The sequence below is a fragment of the Streptomyces sp. NPDC006529 genome (assembly GCF_040611795.1).
Lineage (GTDB): Bacteria > Actinomycetota > Actinomycetes > Streptomycetales > Streptomycetaceae > Streptomyces.
In genome coordinates, this window is record NZ_JBEXPB010000034.1 from 43,027 (window position 1) to 60,890 (window position 17,864).

The following is a 17,864-nucleotide window of genomic DNA, read 5'->3' on the forward strand; positions in this document are numbered from 1 at the left end:
GACGGGTCAGCCCGCGGACGGCGGCTGGGACCGGGCGATCCGGCGCAGCACATCGGGTCGTACGATCACCAGCGCCCGGCGGCCGGTGCTGACCACGCCGCGGTCACGGAGGTCCTTCAGCGCGCGCTGCACCATCTCCCGGGAGGCGCTGACGGCGCCCGCCAGCTCCTGCTTCGTCAGCGGAACGGCCACCTCCACGCCTTCGTCGGTACGCCTGCCGTGGATCTGGGCCAAGTCCAGCAGCAGCACGGCGAGCCGTTCGCGCACGCTCAGGGAGGCGAACTCCAGGGCGCGCCGGTCCGCGGCCCGGCTCCGGTCGGACACGAGGGCGGCGAGCTGGAAGAAGGCCTCCTGGCTGCGGCCGAGGTAGGCGCGGAAGGTCTCGTGCTCGATGACCACTGCATGGACGCGTTCGAGCGCGGTGACGGTCGCGGACCGGGGACGCCGGGTGAGGGCGGCGGATTCGCCGATGATGTCCCCGGGGCCGCGCAGGGCCAGCAGGGCCTGGTAGCCGTTGGCGTGCGCGGCGGTGACCTTGGTCCAGCCGCGCAGCACGAGCAGCACGTGGGCCGTGGGCTCGTCCTGGTGGAGCAGGGTCGCGCGGGCGGGGTAGGTCACCTCGTGCCCCAGGGCCCGTAACGCGGCGCCGTCGGCGTCCTCCAGCCGTGCGAGGAAGGGGACCCGGTCGTCGAGCCCGCCGTCCCCGCTCATGACATGCGCTTGCCCGGTCATCCGCTGTCGCCCCCCGTCCCGGTGATCAGGGCGGTCAATGTACTGAACACCGGGTGCGGGCGGTCCCGGAACGCCGAGATCAGCCGGATGTGCGGCGCCGGCGCAGGCCGGTCACGGTGACCGACGTGAGGGCCAGGAGGGCGAGGGCGCCGGCGGTGAGGCCCGGGGTGAGGCCGCGGGGGGTGAAGGAGCAGGAGAGCGCGGTGGTGTCCGGGGTGACCGGGAGGGAGACCAGGCCGTGGAAGGAGGTCGGCGCGGTGGTGCGGGAGCCCGCCGTGCACTGCCAGCCGGGGACGTCGGTCATGGCGAGGACGGCGGTGCCCGAGGCGCCGCGGGGGAGGGTGGCTTCGATGGAGTGGCCGCCGGTGGTGACCTTCGTGGCCCCCGTGGCGGTGAGGTGGGAGACCGCCGCCGTCAGCTTGGCGCGGTCCAGGCAGCCGACCGGGGACTGCGGGGCGCGGGCGTCGGTGCGGGTCTCGACGGTGACCTCGACGCGGCCGGAGGCGGGGACCGGGCCGAGCTTCATGACGCCGGTGACGCGGTCCTCGATGGGGCGCCGGGTGCCCTCGTGGACGACCGTGCCGTAGAGGGCGGGGGAGTACCAGAACAGTTCGGAGCCGGGGGTGCACCGGGCGGCGTACGTCTGTGCGGTGTCCGTCCCCGTCCGGGTGGTTACGGGGACCTCGTAGACGGTGGCGCCGAGGACGTTCTCCTGGTGGGCGTACACGCTGTCGGCCGGGTTCGGCGAGGTGTAGGGGGCGCTGCGCAGGGTGACCAGGGGCGGGGCCGGGAAGCGCTCGGCCGTCCAGGTGTTCGCGGCGTCCCCCGGACGGACCCGTGCGCCGATCGAGAAGATGGCGTCGAGGACCGGGTTGTCGGCGCCGAAGATGGTCCGGCCGTCGTTCTTGTAGCCGTAGCCGAGCGGTTCGAGCGCGCGGTACGTCGCCTCGGGGAGGTAGCTGCTGTAGTACTGCGGGCCTTCCGCCCGCAGGGCCAGCGCGTCGTTGTACGAGGTCTGCGGCGCCCCCGAGTCGGTCCGGTAGGCGGGCCAGCCGTCCACCTGGCGGACGGCCTCGGCGTGCCGGGCGATCGACGCGTTCGAGGTGGCGGCCGGGGTGGCCCAGCGCTCGCGGGCGCGGCGGGAGTCGGCGTTCACCGCGGCGAGGGTGGACTCGGCGAGGACGACGCCGACCATCAGGACCGCCGCGACGGGGACCAGCCAACGCCGGTTCCCGCCACGACCGAGGCCGAGGAGGAGCAGGGCGAGCAGCGAGACGCCGCCGCCGGCGAGGACGGCGGCCCAGGTGGCGCCGCCGAAGTCGTCGGTGTGGCGCAGCACGAAGGCGGCCGCTACCAGCAGGGCGGCGCTGAGCGCCAGGTGCAGCGGGCGCGGCCGGTGCGCCAGCGCCAGCCAGGCCAGCATCACCAGCATGCCGCTGAAGACGAAGGCCTCGCGGTACGGGTTGCCGTTCGGGACCGCCAGGCCGTGCCACACGTACTGGGTCGGCGGGAACTGGAAGGAGGCCGCCACCAGCACGGTCGCGGCGCCCCACACCAGCCGGGTGCGCCGGGCCACCGCGGTGTTCAGCAGGAAGGACCCGGCCAGGATCAGGCCGAGCGAGGCGATGTAGAGCCGGGGCCGGCCGCCCCACAGGTGGGTGGCGGGCAGCATGCCGGTGAGGAAGACCTCGATGCGCTGCGGGTGGAAGGCGGAGACGTCGGTGGGCTGCGCGGCGCCGCTGGAGAGGAAGGACGGGAGCAGCAGGGGGAGGGTGAGCATGATGCCCACCGCCGCGGCGCTCGCCGCGCGCCCCACGGCCCGCAGCCGCGCACCGGACTCCATGTCCCGCGTGCCGAGACGGATGGCGAGCAGCACGCAGGCCGCCATCGTCGCCATCATCGCGGTGTAGAAGTTGCCGTACCAGGCCAGCGCGACGAGGACGGCGACGCCCGGCCAGCGGCGCTGCTCCAGGCACCACTCGACCGCGATCCCGAGCATCGGCAGGGCCACCAGGCCCCACAGCCACATCGGGATGTACGAGGCGTCGCTGAGCGCCCACCCGCAGAGGCCGTAGCAGGCGCCCAGCACCCCGCGCTGCCACCAGGGGCCCCGGGCCAGCTTGCCGAGGTAGAGGGCCATCAGGGCCGCCGCCAGCCCCATGGTGAGCGGGGTGACCAGGAACACCGCGAGGTCGACGCGGGCCCGGGGGACCAGCACGGTCAGCCAGGACACCGGGTTGCCGAGGTAGGTGTGGTAGTCGGAGAGGAACTGCTGGCCGAAGCCGCCGCGCCAGGTGAAGAGGAGGTCCCCGGCGGCCTGTCCGTGCACCAGGTCCCACAGGGCGCGGTGGAACGGGACGTACTGGTTGGCCTGGTCGTTCAGCGCGCGCCCGGTGTCGCCGAAGGGGTAGGAGCCCCGCAGCGCCCAGGCCGAGCAGAACGCGGCCGTGGTGACGACGAAGGCGAGCAGGGGCGCGGCCAGGCGGCGCAGGGCGGGCCGCAGGCGGCGGCGGGCGGGCCGGCCGGGCTCGGGGGGCGGGCCGCCGACCGCTGTCCGCTCGGATGCCACGGTGCCCAATGTCTCGCTCCTGGTGCTCGGCGGCGCACTGTTCGTGTGCGCTGTTCCATGATCGGTACGATGGATGGTTTCGGGTAGTTTAAGCGGCCGCGGCCCGCGTCCCGGGGGGCGGTGGACCCGGCGGGGGCATTTGTTTTGACCGGAGTGAATGCGGTAGGTACGCTCAGACCTTGTGCCTGGGGTGTGCCTGGGCTCCCGTGCGTGTCCATCAACCGCACGCGAGCCGAAACTGGCCGCCGTTATCCGTAGGGTCTCCGCGCTGAGCGGGGGCTGAGCGGGTACGACACACCCGACCGCGTGGGTCGGCAAATGTTCCAGGTTAGCTTCACTAACGGCACACAGAAACCGGAGAAGTAGTGCCTACGATCCAGCAGCTGGTCCGTAAGGGCCGGCAGGACAAGGTCGAGAAGACAAAGACCCCCGCGCTTGAGGCTTCGCCCCAGCGTCGCGGCGTCTGCACGCGTGTGTTCACGACCACCCCGAAGAAGCCGAACTCGGCGCTCCGTAAGGTCGCGCGTGTGCGTCTGACCTCCGGCATCGAGGTCACGGCCTACATTCCGGGTGAGGGACACAACCTGCAGGAGCACTCGATCGTGCTCGTGCGTGGTGGCCGTGTGAAGGACCTGCCGGGTGTTCGTTACAAGATCATCCGCGGTGCGCTTGACACCCAGGCTGTCAAGAACCGCAAGCAGGCCCGCAGCCGCTACGGCGCCAAGAAGGAGAAGTAGAAATGCCTCGTAAGGGCCCCGCCCCGAAGCGCCCGGTCATCATCGACCCGGTCTACGGTTCTCCCCTGGTGACGTCGCTCATCAACAAGATCCTCCTGAACGGCAAGCGCTCCACCGCCGAGCGCATCGTTTACGGCGCCATGGAAGGCCTCCGCGAGAAGACCGGCAACGACCCGGTCATCACGCTGAAGCGCGCGCTCGAGAACGTCAAGCCGTCCCTCGAGGTCAAGTCCCGCCGTGTCGGTGGCGCCACCTACCAGGTGCCGATCGAGGTCAAGCCGGGTCGTCAGTCGACCCTCGCGCTGCGCTGGCTCGTGGGTTACTCCCGCGCCCGCCGCGAGAAGACGATGACCGAGCGCCTGATGAACGAGCTTCTGGACGCCTCCAACGGTCTTGGCGCTGCTGTCAAGAAGCGCGAGGACACGCACAAGATGGCCGAGTCCAACAAGGCCTTCGCGCACTACCGCTGGTAGTCCCAACCCACATCGAGACCGAGAGAAGACTGAGCCGATATGGCTACCACTTCGCTTGACCTGGCCAAGGTGCGCAACATCGGCATCATGGCTCACATCGACGCGGGTAAGACGACCACCACCGAGCGCATCCTGTTCTACACCGGTGTGTCTTACAAGATCGGTGAAGTCCACGACGGCGCTGCCACGATGGACTGGATGGAGCAGGAGCAGGAGCGCGGCATCACGATCACGTCCGCCGCGACGACCTGCCACTGGCCGCTCGAAGACGTCGACCACACCATCAACATCATCGACACCCCGGGTCACGTCGACTTCACCGTCGAGGTGGAGCGTTCGCTCCGCGTCCTCGACGGCGCCGTCACCGTGTTCGACGGTGTCGCCGGTGTGGAGCCGCAGTCCGAGACGGTGTGGCGTCAGGCCGACCGTTACGGCGTGCCGCGCATCTGCTTCGTCAACAAGCTGGACCGCACCGGCGCCGAGTTCCACCGCTGCGTCGAGATGATCAAGGACCGCCTCGGTGCGGTTCCGATCGTCATGCAGCTCCCCATCGGTGCCGAGATGGACTTCCAGGGCGTTGTCGACCTGGTCACCATGAAGGCGTTCGTCTGGTCCGCCGAGGCGACCAAGGGCGAGATGTACGACATCGTCGACATCCCGGACACCCACAAGGAAGCCGCTGAAGAGTGGCACGCCAAGCTGGTCGAGACGGTCGCCGAGAACGACGACCAGATCATGGAGCTGTTCCTCGAGGGCGTCGAGCCCTCGGTCGAGCAGCTGCACGCCGCCGTGCGTCGCATCATCATCGGTTCCAAGGGTGACAGCGGCGCCACGATCACCGCGGTGTTCTGTGGCACGGCGTTCAAGAACAAGGGCGTCCAGCCCCTGCTCGACGCGGTCGTCCGCTACCTCCCGTCGCCCCTCGACATCGAGGCCATCGAAGGCCACGACGTCAAGGACGCCGAGGTCGTCGTGAAGCGCAAGCCGTCTGACGACGAGCCCCTCGCGGCGCTCGCGTTCAAGATCATGCGCGACCCGCACCTCGGCAAGCTCACCTTCGTCCGGGTGTACTCGGGCCGCCTGGAGGCCGGCACTGCGGTGCTGAACTCCGTCAAGGGCAAGAAGGAGCGCATCGGCAAGATCTACCGCATGCACGCGAACAAGCGTGAGGAGATCGAGTCGGTGGGCGCCGGTGACATCGTCGCCGTCATGGGCCTGAAGCAGACCACCACCGGTGAGACGCTGTGTGACGACAAGGCACCCGTGATCCTGGAGTCCATGGACTTCCCGGCTCCGGTCATCCAGGTCGCCATCGAGCCCAAGTCCAAGGGTGACCAGGAGAAGCTGGGTGTCGCCATCCAGTCTCTCGCGGAGGAGGACCCCTCCTTCCACGTTCACTCGGACGAAGAGACCGGCCAGACCATCCTCGGCGGTATGGGCGAGCTGCACCTCGAGGTGCTGGTCGACCGTATGAAGCGCGAGTTCAAGGTCGAGGCCAACGTCGGCAAGCCGCAGGTCGCTTACCGCGAGACGATCCGCAAGACCGTCGAGCGTCACGACTACACCCACAAGAAGCAGACCGGTGGTACCGGTCAGTTCGCCAAGGTGCAGATCGCGATCGAGCCGATCCTCGAGGCCGACGGTCCCGCGTACGAGTTCGTGAACAAGGTCACCGGTGGCCGCATCCCGAGGGAGTACATCCCCTCGGTCGACGCGGGTGCGCAGGAAGCCATGCAGTTCGGCATCCTCGCGGGCTACGAGATGACGGGCGTCCGCGTCATTCTTCTCGACGGTGGCTACCACGAGGTCGACTCCTCGGAGCTCGCCTTCAAGATCGCCGGTTCGCAGGCCTTCAAGGAGGCCGCGCGCAAGGCGTCGCCGGTACTGCTCGAGCCGATGATGGCCGTTGAGGTCACCACGCCCGAGGAGTCCATGGGCGATGTCATCGGTGACATCAACTCCCGCCGTGGCCAGATCCAGGCCATGGAGGAGCGTCACGGTGCTCGCCTCGTGAAGGGCCTCGTGCCCCTTTCGGAGATGTTCGGCTACGTCGGAGACCTCCGCAGCAAGACCTCGGGTCGCGCCAGCTACTCGATGCAGTTCGACTCCTACGCCGAGGTTCCCCGGAACGTCGCTGAGGAGATCATCGCGAAGGCCAAGGGCGAATAACTCTTCGGAGTACACGCTTTAGGCTTGTCACCGGAGCCTCTGGGGCAACAGGAGCAACCCTCCCTTGCCCCGGAGGGACCGGCTTTCCAGCAAAGATCACCTGGCGCCAATCTGTAAGGCGTACAGAACCACTCTCCAGGAGGACCCCGTGGCGAAGGCGAAGTTCGAGCGGACTAAGCCGCACGTCAACATCGGCACCATCGGTCACATTGACCACGGTAAGACGACCCTCACGGCCGCCATTACCAAGGTGCTGCACGACGCGTACCCGGACCTGAACGAGGCCTCGGCCTTCGACCAGATCGACAAGGCTCCTGAGGAGCGCCAGCGCGGTATCACCATCTCCATCGCGCACGTCGAGTACCAGACCGAGGCGCGTCACTACGCCCACGTCGACTGCCCCGGTCACGCGGACTACATCAAGAACATGATCACCGGTGCCGCGCAGATGGACGGTGCCATCCTCGTGGTCGCCGCCACCGACGGCCCGATGCCGCAGACCAAGGAGCACGTGCTCCTGGCCCGCCAGGTCGGCGTCCCCTACATCGTCGTCGCCCTGAACAAGGCCGACATGGTGGACGACGAGGAGATCCTGGAGCTCGTCGAGCTCGAGGTCCGCGAGCTGCTCTCCGAGTACGAGTTCCCGGGCGACGACCTTCCGGTCGTCCAGGTCTCCGCTCTGAAGGCGCTCGAGGGCGACAAGGAGTGGGGCGAGAAGCTCCTCGGTCTCATGGCTGCGGTCGACGAGCACATCCCGACGCCGCCGCGTGACACCGACATGCCGTTCCTGATGCCGGTCGAGGACGTCTTCACGATCACCGGTCGCGGTACGGTCGTCACCGGCCGCATCGAGCGTGGTGTCCTGAAGGTCAACGAGACCGTCGACATCATCGGCATCAAGGAGACCAAGACCACCACCACGGTCACCGGTATCGAGATGTTCCGCAAGCTCCTCGACGAGGGCCAGGCGGGCGAGAACGTCGGTCTGCTCCTCCGTGGCATCAAGCGCGAGGACGTCGAGCGCGGCCAGGTCATCATCAAGCCCGGCTCGGTCACCCCGCACAAGGAGTTCGAGGCTCAGGCCTACATCCTGTCGAAGGACGAGGGTGGCCGTCACACCCCGTTCTTCAACAACTACCGCCCGCAGTTCTACTTCCGCACCACGGACGTAACGGGCGTTGTGACCCTCCCCGAGGGCACCGAGATGGTCATGCCCGGTGACAACACCGAGATGACCGTCGCGCTGATCCAGCCGGTCGCCATGGAAGAGGGCCTGAAGTTCGCCATCCGCGAGGGTGGCCGGACCGTCGGCGCCGGCCAGGTCACCAAGATCAACGCCTGATCTTGATCTGACCCGGCAGCTCTCCGGAGCGCCAACCACTGAGGGGCCCTTCCCCCGTCGCGAGAGCGACGGGGGAAGGGCCCCTCGGCGTTTTCCACCGCCCGCCCCGGTGCCTTGCCGGGGCGGTGTGTTCCGGCTAGGACCAGCCGTTGTCCTGCGCCGTGTCCGTCACGGGCGCCGCGGCCGAGACCGACACCGTCGCGGCCGACCAGCCGTTGTCCCCGGCCACGTCCTGACCCGAGCTGGAGGCCATGGGGGAGTGGCCGATAATGAGGGCCAGCGCCGCGGCCGCGCCGGCGATGAGCAGGGCGATTCTGGCGGAGATCGACTGCATTGTGTGGGTCCTTTTCATGCTGAGAGGTCAGGACAGCATTGGCTTGAGGGTCGACATGCGGCGCGGATCGGCCAGACTTGATCTCACCGGGTGACCGGCTGCCTTGTCTTCGAGCAGCTTGCCGCGCCCGACCGCCGCAGGGGACCCCCCTTGACCTGCGGTATTCACGTCTGTCGCAAACACGAAGGGTGGCGAAGCCGATGAAGTACGCCGAGAACGGCGCCGCCGAGACGTACGTCCCGGAAGCGGAGCTGTCCGTGGACGGGCTGCGGCTCTACGAGCTCGCGGCGGGTTTGCCCTCCTTCACCCCGGAAGAGGTGGCGGGCGTGCTCGGCCTCGGCGAGCTGGAGCTGTTCGCCGCCGTCGAGCAGCTGGAGGAACTGCGGCTGCTGCGCCGGGACGCCGACAACGCGAACCGGCTGGCGGTCGTCTCGCCGCAGTTCGCGGCGGGTCAGCTGCTGTGGCCGATGGAGCGCAGGATCCGCCGGCAGTCGGAGGCCGTGGAGCGGATCCGCACCTCCTTCGCCACGCTGGCGCCCTGCTACCAGAAGGGCCAGCAGCGCCAGCAGCGCAAGGCCGTGGAACTGCTGACCGATCTGGACGACGTACGACGCCTCATCGACGGGCTGACCGACAGCTGCCAGACCGAGGCGCTGCACGTGCAGCCGGGCGGCGCGCGCGACCCCGAGGCGCTGCAGAAGGCGCGCGGCAGCATGGAGCGGCTGCTGGAGCGCGGGGTGAGCAGCCGGTCGATCTACCAGCACCCGGCCCGCTACAGCCAGCACACGGTGGAGTTCGCCGAGTGGATGATGGAGCGCGGTGCGGAGGTGCGGACCCTCGCGGACGGCCCGGACCGGATGCTGATCTACGACCGCCGGGTGGCGGTGGTCAGCGTGCAGGGCAACTCGGCGCACGCCCTGGCGGTGTACGAGCCCAATCTCGTGGCGTTCATGGTGACCTCCTTCGAGACGGCGTGGCGGGCGGCCGACCCCTTCCCGGTGGGCTTCGACCGCGAGTGGGCCAAGCAGGTCTCGGAGGACCTGCGGCACTCGATCGTCCGGCTGCTGACGGAGGGCCTGGACGACAAGGCCATCTCGCGCAGGCTGGGGATGTCGGTGCGGACCGTGCAGCGGCACGTCGCGGAGATCATGCGCTCCTTCGACGCGAAGAGCCGCTTCCAGATCGGCTACCTGGTCGGTCTGGAAGAGGCGGGCGTGCCGGTCGACGGCCGGGGTGCGGCCGACGCGGGTGCCGAGGAGGGCCCGGACCCGCTCACCACCGGGGCAGGGGCCTAGGGGGGCCCACGTCGCGGCGGCTGTGCCCGAGGGTCATGGCCCGCAGGACGCCGGCCGTGTGTCTCCCGGCGATCAGGGCGTCCAGTACGGCGCCGAGCGCCAGCGCCAGCGCGAGCGCGGGCGCGGGCCGCGGGTCCGCGGCCGGGGGATCGCGCGGGTCCCGCCACTCCAGCCCGGGCGGCGGGGTGCCGGGGAGGGTCATCACGTACTCGTGTTCGCTCGCGTACGGGCCCCCGCGCGGTGCGCGGATCCACCAGGCGCTCCCCGCGCCCGGCAGCGGCGGCACCGGCGGGGCCAGCAGCCGCGGGGTCCGGCCGGTCAGCCGCGCGACCAGGGCGGCGGCCGCGGCGGGGTCGTCCCCCCGGGAGACGGGGGCGTGCGGCAGGACGGCCGCGCCGCCGGGCAGCATCCCGGCCAGCCAGGGGCCCGGCCGGCCGCCGCCGGACGGCGCGGGGGCGCGGGCGTAGACGTAGCACCGGACGGCCGCCGGACGCGGGCCGCCCGGCGCCCCGGCCGTCAGGGCCGGCACCCTCACCGCCGGGCCGGTCACCGCCGGGGGAGCCGGTCCGGGAGGCCGAGCAGCAGCAGGGCCAGGTTGACCCCGGGGCGGCCGAACTCCTCGTGGTAGCGGTCGATGACCACGTTCTCCTCTGTCAGCGAGGTGCGCGCGCCGCCGGAGGTGACGCGGGCGTGGGTCCTCTCGCGCGCGGCCTCGGCGCGGCGGCCGACGAGGTGGATGATCTGCTGGTCGAGGACGGCGATGTCGTCGGGCTGCATGGGGTTCTCCGTTGCGGTGGTCACGGGCGGATCAGAGCGCCGCTACGAGCTCGGGGGCGCCGGGGTCGGCGGGTGCGGCGGGGGCGGTACGGGGCGTACGGCGCAGGGTGGTGAGGGCGACGAGCCCGCACAGCGCGGCCAGCGGCAGCCACACCCAGACGGGGTCGCCGAAGCCGATGAGCGCGATGCCCGCGGAGGGGCCGAAGAACATGCCGATGCCCATCATCGAGTTGCACAGGGCGCTGGCCCGGGTCAGTTCGCGGTCGGGCACCTTGGAGATCAGCCAGGGGTGGAACGAGCAGGAGTAGGCGCATTCGCCGAGCCCGAAGAGGGCGGCGTAGGCGAGCAGGCCGGCGAGCTGGACGGGCCCGGGCCCGAAGGCGGTGGCGAAGGCGGTCAGGAACCCGGCCACCCAGAAGGCGACGGCGACGCGCAGGCCGCGCTCCTCGGAGTGCCGCTCCAGCAGCTTCCCCAGGGGGCGCTGACAGGCGACGATCACCACGACGTTGACGGTGAGCATCACCGAGATCCAGCCGATGCCGGTGCCCATGAGCCGGTCCGCGACGAGCGGGACGGTGGCCTCGAACTGGCTGAAGCCGAAGAGGTACGCGCCGAACTGGAAGAGGGCGGCGGTCAGCGTGGCGCGGATCAGCATGCCGGTGCCGAAGGCCGGTGCGGCGGGTCCGGCATCCGGTCCGGCGTCCTGCGCCGGTGCCGCGGCCCCGGGCGCCGTCTCGGCCTCCGGGATCCCGGGGACCTTGCGGGCCAGGACCAGGACGAGGGCCACCGGCAGGTACCCGGCCGCGTTCACCAGCAGCAGCCAGGTGATGGCCTCCCGGGAGAAGACGGCGAGGAACAGCCCGGCCACCAGGGAGCCGCCCGCGAGCGTGGCGTTCAGGATCTGGTAGCGGCGGGCGAAGACCCCGCGCCGCTGCTCGGGCGGCACCAGGGAGTTGACGATCGGGATGATCGCGGCCATGAAGGCGCCCTGGCCCGCGCCGCCGAGCAGGGCCGCCGCACCCGCCTCGGGCAGGGTCCCGGCCCCGGTCAGGACGCCGAAGCAGCCGGCCCACAGGAGCAGCCCGAGGAGGGCGAGGGCGTGCCGGGGGATCCGGACGACCGCGGCGGTGAGCAGCAGTGACACGGCGAGGTTGGCCAGGCCGGACGCGCCGTAGTAGACGGCGACCCCGGCCGTACCGATGTCCGGCCGGGCGGCCAGGTGGATGCCGATGAAGGGGAAGACCATGCCGTAGCAGAACGACGACAGGCCGTGCAGGACCAGGATGCGGTTGACCGACCTGCGGCGGAGCGCGGCCAGGGCGTCGGGCGTCGGGCTCATGGGTGCCCTTCCTTCCGGGAGCGGAGACGGAAGCGGAAGCGGGAGAGGGAGGGGGAGTCGGGAGCGCCGGTCAGGCGGCGGGGCCCGGGACGAGGGCGAGGACGCGGGCCGGGCTGCCCGAGCCGCCGACGATGGGCAGCGGTGCGGCGATCAGCACCGCGCCCCGGGCGGGCAGCCGGTCGAGGTTGCGCAGTTGGGTGATGCCGTACTTGTCGGCGCCGTGGAAGTACCAGTGGCAGGGGTAGGGCTGGTCCTCGAACTCGCCCGCGAGCCCCGCGTCGGTGCCGACCGTCTCGACGCCGATGCCGATGATCCCGGTCTCCTCGGCGAGCCAGCGGGCGCAGTCGGGGGCGATGCCGGGGGTGTGCCGGCCGTTGAGGAAGGTGTCCTGGTCGCCCTGGCGGGCCTCCCAGCCGGTGCGGTAGAGCAGCCAGCCGCCGGCGGGCAGCGGGCCGTGGTCCCGCTGCCAGGCCTCGACGTGTTCGCGCGTGAGCAGGAAGTCGGGGTCGGCGGTCGCCTCGGCCGAGAAGTCGAGCACGGCGGCGGGGCCGACCAGGCGCTGCGGCGGCACCTGGGAGACGTCGTCGAGGTCGCGGCCCGTGAGCCAGTGGACCGGCGCGTCGAAGTGGGTGCCGGTGTGCTCGGAGAGGCGGATGTTGTTCCAGTAGACGGTCGGTCCGGCTTCGTCGTAGTGGCTGATCACCTCGCGCGCGAACGGCCAGGGCTGGCCGCGCTCCGGCGGCAGCTGGATCAGCGGGGTCTCCTCGGACAGCGGCGACGTCAGGTCGACGACCTCGACGGAGCCGTCGAGGAGGGCGCTCAGCAGCGGCCCGAGGGCGGTGGCGCCGGTGGCAGGGGCGGAGGCGGCCGGGGCGGTGGCGGGCGCGGTGCTCATGCGGCGGTCTCCGTGGTGGGGACGATCGTGTTCCAGTGCCGGTAGTCGGGGTGCTGGTCGCGCACCACGGCGTCGTAGAGCTCCTGGAGCTTGCGGGTGGTCACGCCGGGGGCGCCGTCGCCGACCGGGATCCGGTCGATGGTGGTGACCGGCGCGACCTCGGCGAGGGTGCCCGCGACGAAGACCTCGTCCGCCGTGTACAGCTCGGTGCGGTCGATCTCGCGGCGCTCCATGGGGATGCCCAGCTCGTTCGCGGCGAGTTCGCCGAGGGTGGCGACGGTGATGCCTTCGAGGACGCCGCTGGTCCCGGGCGGGGTGACGAGCTTGCCGTCGCGCAGCATGACCACGCAGGAGCCGGGCGCCTCGGAGACGGTGCCGCGCTGGTTGAGCAGGAGCGTGGTGTCGTAGCCGTTGCGGACGGCCTCGTGGTGGGCGAGGCGGCTGTTGTGGTAGTTCGCGCCGGCCTTGATGCGCGGCGGCATGCTGTCGTCGCTGATCCGGCGCCAGGAGGAGATGGTGGCGGAGAGCCCGCCGTCGAAGCCGCGGCCGCGGGGGGCGCGGGTGGAGGTGATGTGCGCGCCCGCGTCGGTGGTGTGGCTGAGCGGGTCGCCGTTGGGGCCCATGTTGAAGTAGGAGACGACGCAGACGTGCACGTCCTCCTCGAAGGCGTTGGCCTTCAGGACGTCGAACACGCCCTCCTTCAGCTGCTCGTCGCTGAAGGGGATCTCCATGCGCAGCGACTTCATCGAGCGGCGCAGCCGGGCCAGGTGCTCGTCGACGCGGAAGACCGCGAGGCCCTCGCGGTCGGGGCGGCGGTAGGCGCGCAGGCCCTCGAAGACGTTGGCGCCCCAGAAGGCGCCCTGCGAGCGGGCGTGGACGGTGCAGTTCTCCCAGTCCACGACGGAGCCGTTGAGCCAGGCGTGGGTGGGGAGCTGGGGGAGCTGGGGGGCGGTCATCGCGTACTCCTACGAAGGGGGGTGGGGGCCGGGCTCAGACGCCGACGGGGATCCGGGCGTCCGCCGCGGCGGCTTCCCCGGCGGGGGCCGCCGTGGCCAGCGCGCAGCGGGCGAGGGTGTCGCCGTACCGCTCCGGGCGGGCGCTGTCGGCGAGGGCGCCGAGGTGGCCGTCGGGGCGCACGACCAGGCAGGTGCCCTCGGTGGCCCGGTAGGCGGCGCGCAGGACGTTGTCGCGGTCGCGCAGGACGGTCACGCCGGCGGGCATGTCGTCGGCGCTGCCCGCGGACGGGACGGCCAGTTCGCCCTCGCGCAGGACCACGATCAGGTCGGCGGCCAGGCCGCGGGTGTCGGCGAGCGCGCGCTCGGCGAAGGCGCGGGCGGTCTCCCGGTCCGGGGCGAAGTACAGCCCGGTGAACCCGGCGCCGTACAGCTCGCGCAGCCGCGCCGCGCCGGGCGCGGAGATCCGCGCGTCGGGGGCGAAGGCGCCCAGCAGCGGGTGGCGCAGCGCGGATTCGACGACGGGGGAGTCGACGTAGGTGTGCGGCTCGGCCATCTTGCCGCTGTTGACCTTGTCGCGGGCGCCCTGGAAGGGCTGCGAGAGGGTCAGCAGCACCTTGCGGACGGTGCGGCGCAGCAGGTTCGGCGGCACCATGAACTTGATCGTCGCCTCGGTGACGGCCAGGTTCTCCTTCGCGGCGGCGTAGCGCTCGTCGTGGTAGGTGTCGAGGAGCGCGTCCCCGGCGGTCCCGGCGAGGACGAGGGCCAGCTTCCAGGCGAGGTTGTCGGCGTCCTGGATGCCGCTGTTCATGCCGCGGGAGCCGTACGGCGGCAGGGAGTGGGCGGAGTCGCCCGCGAAGAAGATCCGGCCGATCCGGAACTTCTCCACCACGCGCTGGTGGAAGCGGTAGGTGGACAGCCAGTCGATCTCGTAGTCCACGTCGCCGATGACGGCGCGCACCCGCCGGTCGAAGCGGCCGTCGGCGCGCTCCGCCTCGATGTCGGTGTCGGGCGCGAGCTGCCAGTCGATGCGCCAGACGTCGTTCGGCTGCGGGTGCATGACCAGCTGGCGGCCCGGGTTGAAGGGCGGGTCGTAGTGGAAGTGGCGCTCCTTGGCCAGCGGCAGCTTCACCTTGAGGTCGGTGATCAGGAACCGGTCCTGGTGGCTGTAGCCGGTCCAGGCGACCCCGGTGAGGGCCCGCAGGGGGCTGCGCACGCCGTCGCAGGCGACGAGGTAGCGGCAGGTGGCGGTGCGCGGGCCGGCCGGGGTGTCGGCGGTGACGGTGACGCCGTCGGCGTCCTGCGTGACGCCGGTGACCTCGTGCGCCCAGCGGATCTCGGTCAGCGGGTCCGACTCGATCTTCTCCAGCAGCAGCTGCTCGATGCGGAACTGCGAGATGTTGACGAACGGTCCGTAGCCGATGCGGCGGGTGTGCTCGGCGGCCCGGATCTCCTTGCCGCGCACGTACGTACGGGCGGTGGTCCAGGTGACGCCCTCGGCGCCGATGGTCTCGGCGCAGCCGAACTTGTCGAGCACCTCCAGGACGTCGCCCTGGATCAGGCAGGCCTTGGAGCCCTGCTTGCGCAGCTCGGGGTCGCGCTCGAAGAGCACGGAGGGGATGCCGAAGGAGGCCAGGCGGGCGGCGAGCGCCATGCCGACGGGGCCGGCACCGACGATGCCTACGGGGGTCGGGTCGCTGTTCATGCTGCTGCTTCGCCTTCGTTGGGGGAGCCGGCGGGCGCGGTGCGGGGGCCGGCGTCGGTGTCGGTGTCGGGCTCCTCCGCGACGCTGCGGAAGACCGGGATCCTGCGGACGGAGCTGAGGTACGGGGTGCCCTCGGTGGCGCCGGTCCCCGAGCGGGTGCCGAGCATCCGCACCGCGATCCGGTAGTGGGTCTGGCGCCAGCGCCGCAGCGCTGCGGCGAAGCCGAGCATCGAGGCGGCGAGCACCTCGCGGTCGGCGGCGGTGAAGCGCGGATCGCGGCCGGCGGCGGCGCAGGCCTCGTCGAGGGTCTGCTGGCCCGCCAGGATCCGCTCGCGCACCTCGGGGGTGGAGCGGTAGGCGGGGGAGTCGAGCCGGTCCTGGTCCGGGACCCGGCACAGCGACTCGACCAGCTTGTAGTTGCGCGACTGGATGGCGCTGGCGCCCTCGGTGAAGTCGCGGAACACCCGGAAGGACTCGACCTGCATGGTCGCGAGCAGCGAGAACAGCGGCGCCGATTCGGCGAGCGCGCTCTCGGCCACCGCGAGCTGGGCCGCGGCCGCTCCCGTACGGGCGCCGTCGAGGTGGCCTATGGCCGTACGGATGCTCAGCGCCAGCAGCGCGAACGTCGTCTCGAAGGTCTGGAGCACCCGGATGAACATGTGCTCGTCGTGCGAGACGTAGACGGGCAGCATGCTCAGGCGCAGCACCTGCCGTTCGTGGCCGTCCAGCAGTTCGCCGTCGACCAGCTCCCACAGCTGGGCGGCCTGCCCGGCGGGGTCGTCGGCGGTGAGCCGGTCCCCGAAGCCGAGGCGCTCCAGCGCGGGGCGCGCCACGCGGACCGCGAGCCGGTGGCGCTTGTCCACCGCGCGGGCGTCGGGCCGCATCTGCGGCAGCCACCCGGTGCGCCCCTCGGCGGCGGCCAGCTCGAAGCGCAGCAGGTCGGCGAGGAGCTGCACGGTCAGCCGGTCCCGGGTCACCCGGGCCGCCGCGGTGGCGTGCGGGCCGTCGTCGGCGGTGGGCAGGCCCAGCACGCCGAGGGAGGTGTACGTCGGGTAGTCGTAGCGCCCGTCCCACTTGTCGAGCGCGGTGTCCAGGAAGCGGTCCAGCAGCAGCCGTTCGGCCGCTTCGGCGCCGGCGGGGGGCTGCGGGGCGAGCCGCTCGCGGGCCAGGGCCAGCGACTTCAGGGTCGGGTCGCACACGAAGTGCTTGCCGACGAGGTGGAACTCCTGGAGCACGGCGGAATAGGGGAACCGGCCGGGTACGGGATCGGCCAGCCAGTCGGTCAGCTCTTGCACGCTGGGGGTCTCACCTTCGGGAGCGGGACGGGAGCGGGACGGGGGCCGGGACGGGGGCCGGAACCGGCGGGCCCGGTCAGCGCGCGGAAGGCGCGCACGGCCTCGCAGAGGGCCTCCACGTCGGCCGCGGAGTTGTAGTAGTGGAAGGACAGGCGCACCACGGGCCCGCGCGGGCTGACCGCGATGCCGCGGGCGCCCAGCCAGCCGGCCAGGGCGCGCGGGTCGGCGTCGTACAGCCCGAGGTGGGCGCCCTGGAGTTCGCGGGTCGCGGCCAGGCGGACGCGTTCGCCCCGGGCGGTCAGGGTCCGTGCGGCGCTCTCGATCAGCGCGCCGGTGTGGCGCCGTACGTCGGCCTGGTCGACGCCGTCGAACAGGCCGAAGGCGGCGTTCGCGGCGTAGAGGGCGGGCACGGCCGGGGTGCCGGTCTCGAAGCGGCGCGCTCCGGCGGGGAAGTCGAGCCGCAGCGGGTCGAAGGCCATCGGCTCCACCCGCCCGAACCAGCCGGTGAGCTGCGGGTCCCGGGCGGCGGGCGCGGCGTCGCGGGCGTAGAGGAAGGCCAGGCCGGGCAGCCCGGCGAGGTACTTCATCGTGCCCGCGACCAGGTAGTCGCAGCCGATCTCGGTGACGTCCACCGGCATCACGCCCACGGCCTGGTAGGCGTCGACGAAGGTCAGCGCGCCGGCGGCGCGGCCGGCCCCGACGATCTCCGCGACCGGTGGCCGCTCGGCGTACTGGTAGGTGGACATCGGGACCGAGACGAGCGCGGTGCGGGGGCCGAGGACGTCCGTGTAGTCGGCGGTCCGGACCCGCCCGGCCTCGCGGTCCCCGGTGAAGACCACCCGGGCGCCGCGCGGCCGCTGGGCGAGCCAGACGTGCGCGACGGACGGGAACTCCTCGACCGTGGTGACGATCTCGGTCCGGGGCGCCGTCAGGGACAGCGTGGAGGCCACCTGGTAGGCGCCGACGGAGGCGTTGGGCACGATCGCGATCTGCTCGGGGGCCGCGCCGATCAGGGCCGCGAAGCGGATGCGGGCCGTGTCCACCTCCTGCTCGAACCGGTCCCAGGGCGCGCCGTGGGCGGCGACGGCCTCCTGCATCCGCTCCAGGGCCTCGTCGACCGCGGTGGAGCGGGCGCCGAGGCTGCAACCGGCCAGGTGGACCGTCCGCTCCAGCATCGGGAAGCGGCGCCGGAAGGCGGCGGCCGTCACGGCGGGAGGGGCGGTGGGAGGAGCCGGGGGAGGGGCGGTCG

At 71.8% G+C, this 17,864-nt stretch carries 16 protein-coding genes; 5 read left to right on the plus strand and 11 right to left on the minus strand.

The window, feature by feature from the left end:
- Positions 1 to 6: 6 nt before the first annotated feature.
- A complete protein-coding gene (locus ABZY31_RS22375) occupies positions 7 to 711 on the minus strand; it encodes a Crp/Fnr family transcriptional regulator (protein WP_356412970.1) in 705 nt (234 codons plus the stop codon).
- 100 nt (positions 712 to 811) lie between these two features.
- Positions 812 to 3,301 carry a YfhO family protein gene (locus ABZY31_RS22380; RefSeq protein WP_356412972.1) on the minus strand — a complete coding sequence of 830 codons (2,490 nt, stop codon included), beginning with the start codon at positions 3,299 to 3,301 and terminating at the stop codon, positions 812 to 814.
- 365 nt (positions 3,302 to 3,666) lie between these two features.
- Here ABZY31_RS22380 and rpsL point away from each other — a divergent pair, with 365 nt between their 5' ends.
- The 4 genes from rpsL to tuf all read left to right on the plus strand — a co-directional run bounded on the left by rpsL (position 3,667) and on the right by tuf (position 8,022).
- Positions 3,667 to 4,038 carry a 30S ribosomal protein S12 gene (gene rpsL / locus ABZY31_RS22385; protein ID WP_007265893.1) on the plus strand — a complete coding sequence of 124 codons (372 nt, stop codon included), beginning with the start codon at positions 3,667 to 3,669 and terminating at the stop codon, positions 4,036 to 4,038.
- A gap of 2 nt (positions 4,039 to 4,040) precedes the next feature.
- Positions 4,041 to 4,511: a 30S ribosomal protein S7 gene (gene rpsG / locus ABZY31_RS22390; protein WP_330332013.1), complete on the plus strand. Its 471-nt coding sequence runs from the start codon at positions 4,041 to 4,043 to the stop codon at positions 4,509 to 4,511.
- A 39-nt stretch (positions 4,512 to 4,550) separates the two neighbouring features.
- Complete coding sequence (gene fusA, locus ABZY31_RS22395; protein ID WP_356412974.1) at positions 4,551 to 6,680, plus strand: elongation factor G; 2,130 nt, start codon at positions 4,551 to 4,553, stop codon at positions 6,678 to 6,680.
- Between the two features lie 148 nt (positions 6,681 to 6,828).
- Positions 6,829 to 8,022, plus strand: coding sequence for an elongation factor Tu (gene tuf / locus ABZY31_RS22400; protein WP_356412976.1), 1,194 nt, complete (start codon positions 6,829 to 6,831; stop codon positions 8,020 to 8,022).
- A gap of 136 nt (positions 8,023 to 8,158) precedes the next feature.
- Here the strand turns inward: tuf and ABZY31_RS22405 are convergent, their stop codons facing one another.
- The gene (locus ABZY31_RS22405; protein ID WP_356412978.1) at positions 8,159 to 8,356 is read right to left on the minus strand and encodes a hypothetical protein; all 198 of its coding nucleotides are present in this window, start codon (positions 8,354 to 8,356) and stop codon (positions 8,159 to 8,161) included.
- A gap of 188 nt (positions 8,357 to 8,544) precedes the next feature.
- On the opposite strand from ABZY31_RS22405, the gene ABZY31_RS22410 reads away from it, so the two are divergent.
- Positions 8,545 to 9,651 (plus strand): helix-turn-helix transcriptional regulator, encoded by a 1,107-nt coding sequence (locus tag ABZY31_RS22410; RefSeq protein ID WP_356412980.1) that lies wholly within the window; start codon positions 8,545 to 8,547, stop codon positions 9,649 to 9,651.
- Here the strand turns inward: ABZY31_RS22410 and ABZY31_RS22415 are convergent.
- From ABZY31_RS22415 to ABZY31_RS22450, 8 genes are all read right to left on the minus strand, one after another.
- Positions 9,629 to 10,186, minus strand: coding sequence for a hypothetical protein (locus ABZY31_RS22415; RefSeq protein ID WP_356412981.1), 558 nt, complete (start codon positions 10,184 to 10,186; stop codon positions 9,629 to 9,631). The two genes, ABZY31_RS22410 and ABZY31_RS22415, sit on opposite strands and share 23 nt — an antisense overlap.
- Positions 10,187 to 10,197: 11 nt before the next feature.
- Positions 10,198 to 10,452 carry a chorismate mutase gene (locus tag ABZY31_RS22420; RefSeq protein ID WP_356412983.1) on the minus strand — a complete coding sequence of 85 codons (255 nt, stop codon included), beginning with the start codon at positions 10,450 to 10,452 and terminating at the stop codon, positions 10,198 to 10,200.
- A gap of 7 nt (positions 10,453 to 10,459) precedes the next feature.
- Positions 10,460 to 11,767 carry an MFS transporter gene (locus ABZY31_RS22425; protein ID WP_356412985.1) on the minus strand — a complete coding sequence of 436 codons (1,308 nt, stop codon included), beginning with the start codon at positions 11,765 to 11,767 and terminating at the stop codon, positions 10,460 to 10,462.
- Between the two features lie 70 nt (positions 11,768 to 11,837).
- The gene (locus ABZY31_RS22430) at positions 11,838 to 12,662 is read right to left on the minus strand and encodes a cyclase family protein (RefSeq protein ID WP_356412986.1); all 825 of its coding nucleotides are present in this window, start codon (positions 12,660 to 12,662) and stop codon (positions 11,838 to 11,840) included.
- Positions 12,659 to 13,618, minus strand: coding sequence for a branched-chain-amino-acid transaminase (gene ilvE, locus ABZY31_RS22435; RefSeq protein WP_356412988.1), 960 nt, complete (start codon positions 13,616 to 13,618; stop codon positions 12,659 to 12,661). The genes ABZY31_RS22430 and ilvE overlap by 4 nt, the downstream gene beginning before the upstream one ends.
- Before the next feature lie 34 nt (positions 13,619 to 13,652).
- Positions 13,653 to 15,320 (minus strand): FAD-dependent monooxygenase, encoded by a 1,668-nt coding sequence (locus ABZY31_RS22440; protein WP_356412989.1) that lies wholly within the window; start codon positions 15,318 to 15,320, stop codon positions 13,653 to 13,655.
- On the minus strand, positions 15,317 to 16,615 hold the full coding sequence (locus tag ABZY31_RS22445) for a tryptophan 2,3-dioxygenase (RefSeq protein WP_356412990.1): 1,299 nt from the start codon (positions 16,613 to 16,615) through the stop codon (positions 15,317 to 15,319). Before ABZY31_RS22445 ends, ABZY31_RS22440 begins: the two co-directional genes overlap by 4 nt.
- Positions 16,603 to 17,823: an aminotransferase class V-fold PLP-dependent enzyme gene (locus ABZY31_RS22450; protein WP_356412992.1), complete on the minus strand. Its 1,221-nt coding sequence runs from the start codon at positions 17,821 to 17,823 to the stop codon at positions 16,603 to 16,605. Before ABZY31_RS22450 ends, ABZY31_RS22445 begins: the two co-directional genes overlap by 13 nt.
- Between the last annotated feature and the right edge of the window lie 41 nt (positions 17,824 to 17,864).

Bases quoted from the DNA above. Each gene is read 5' to 3' on its own strand.
- ABZY31_RS22375 (WP_356412970.1), bottom strand. From the start codon at position 711: ATGAGCGGGGACGGCGGGCTCGACGACCGGGTCCCCTTCCTCGCACGG.
- rpsG (WP_330332013.1), top strand. From the start codon at position 4,041: ATGCCTCGTAAGGGCCCCGCCCCGAAGCGCCCGGTCATCATCGACCCG.
- fusA (WP_356412974.1), top strand. From the start codon at position 4,551: ATGGCTACCACTTCGCTTGACCTGGCCAAGGTGCGCAACATCGGCATC.
- ABZY31_RS22405 (WP_356412978.1), bottom strand. From the start codon at position 8,356: ATGCAGTCGATCTCCGCCAGAATCGCCCTGCTCATCGCCGGCGCGGCC.
- ABZY31_RS22425 (WP_356412985.1), bottom strand. From the start codon at position 11,767: ATGAGCCCGACGCCCGACGCCCTGGCCGCGCTCCGCCGCAGGTCGGTC.
- ABZY31_RS22430 (WP_356412986.1), bottom strand. From the start codon at position 12,662: ATGAGCACCGCGCCCGCCACCGCCCCGGCCGCCTCCGCCCCTGCCACC.
- ilvE (WP_356412988.1), bottom strand. From the start codon at position 13,618: ATGACCGCCCCCCAGCTCCCCCAGCTCCCCACCCACGCCTGGCTCAAC.
- ABZY31_RS22440 (WP_356412989.1), bottom strand. From the start codon at position 15,320: ATGAACAGCGACCCGACCCCCGTAGGCATCGTCGGTGCCGGCCCCGTC.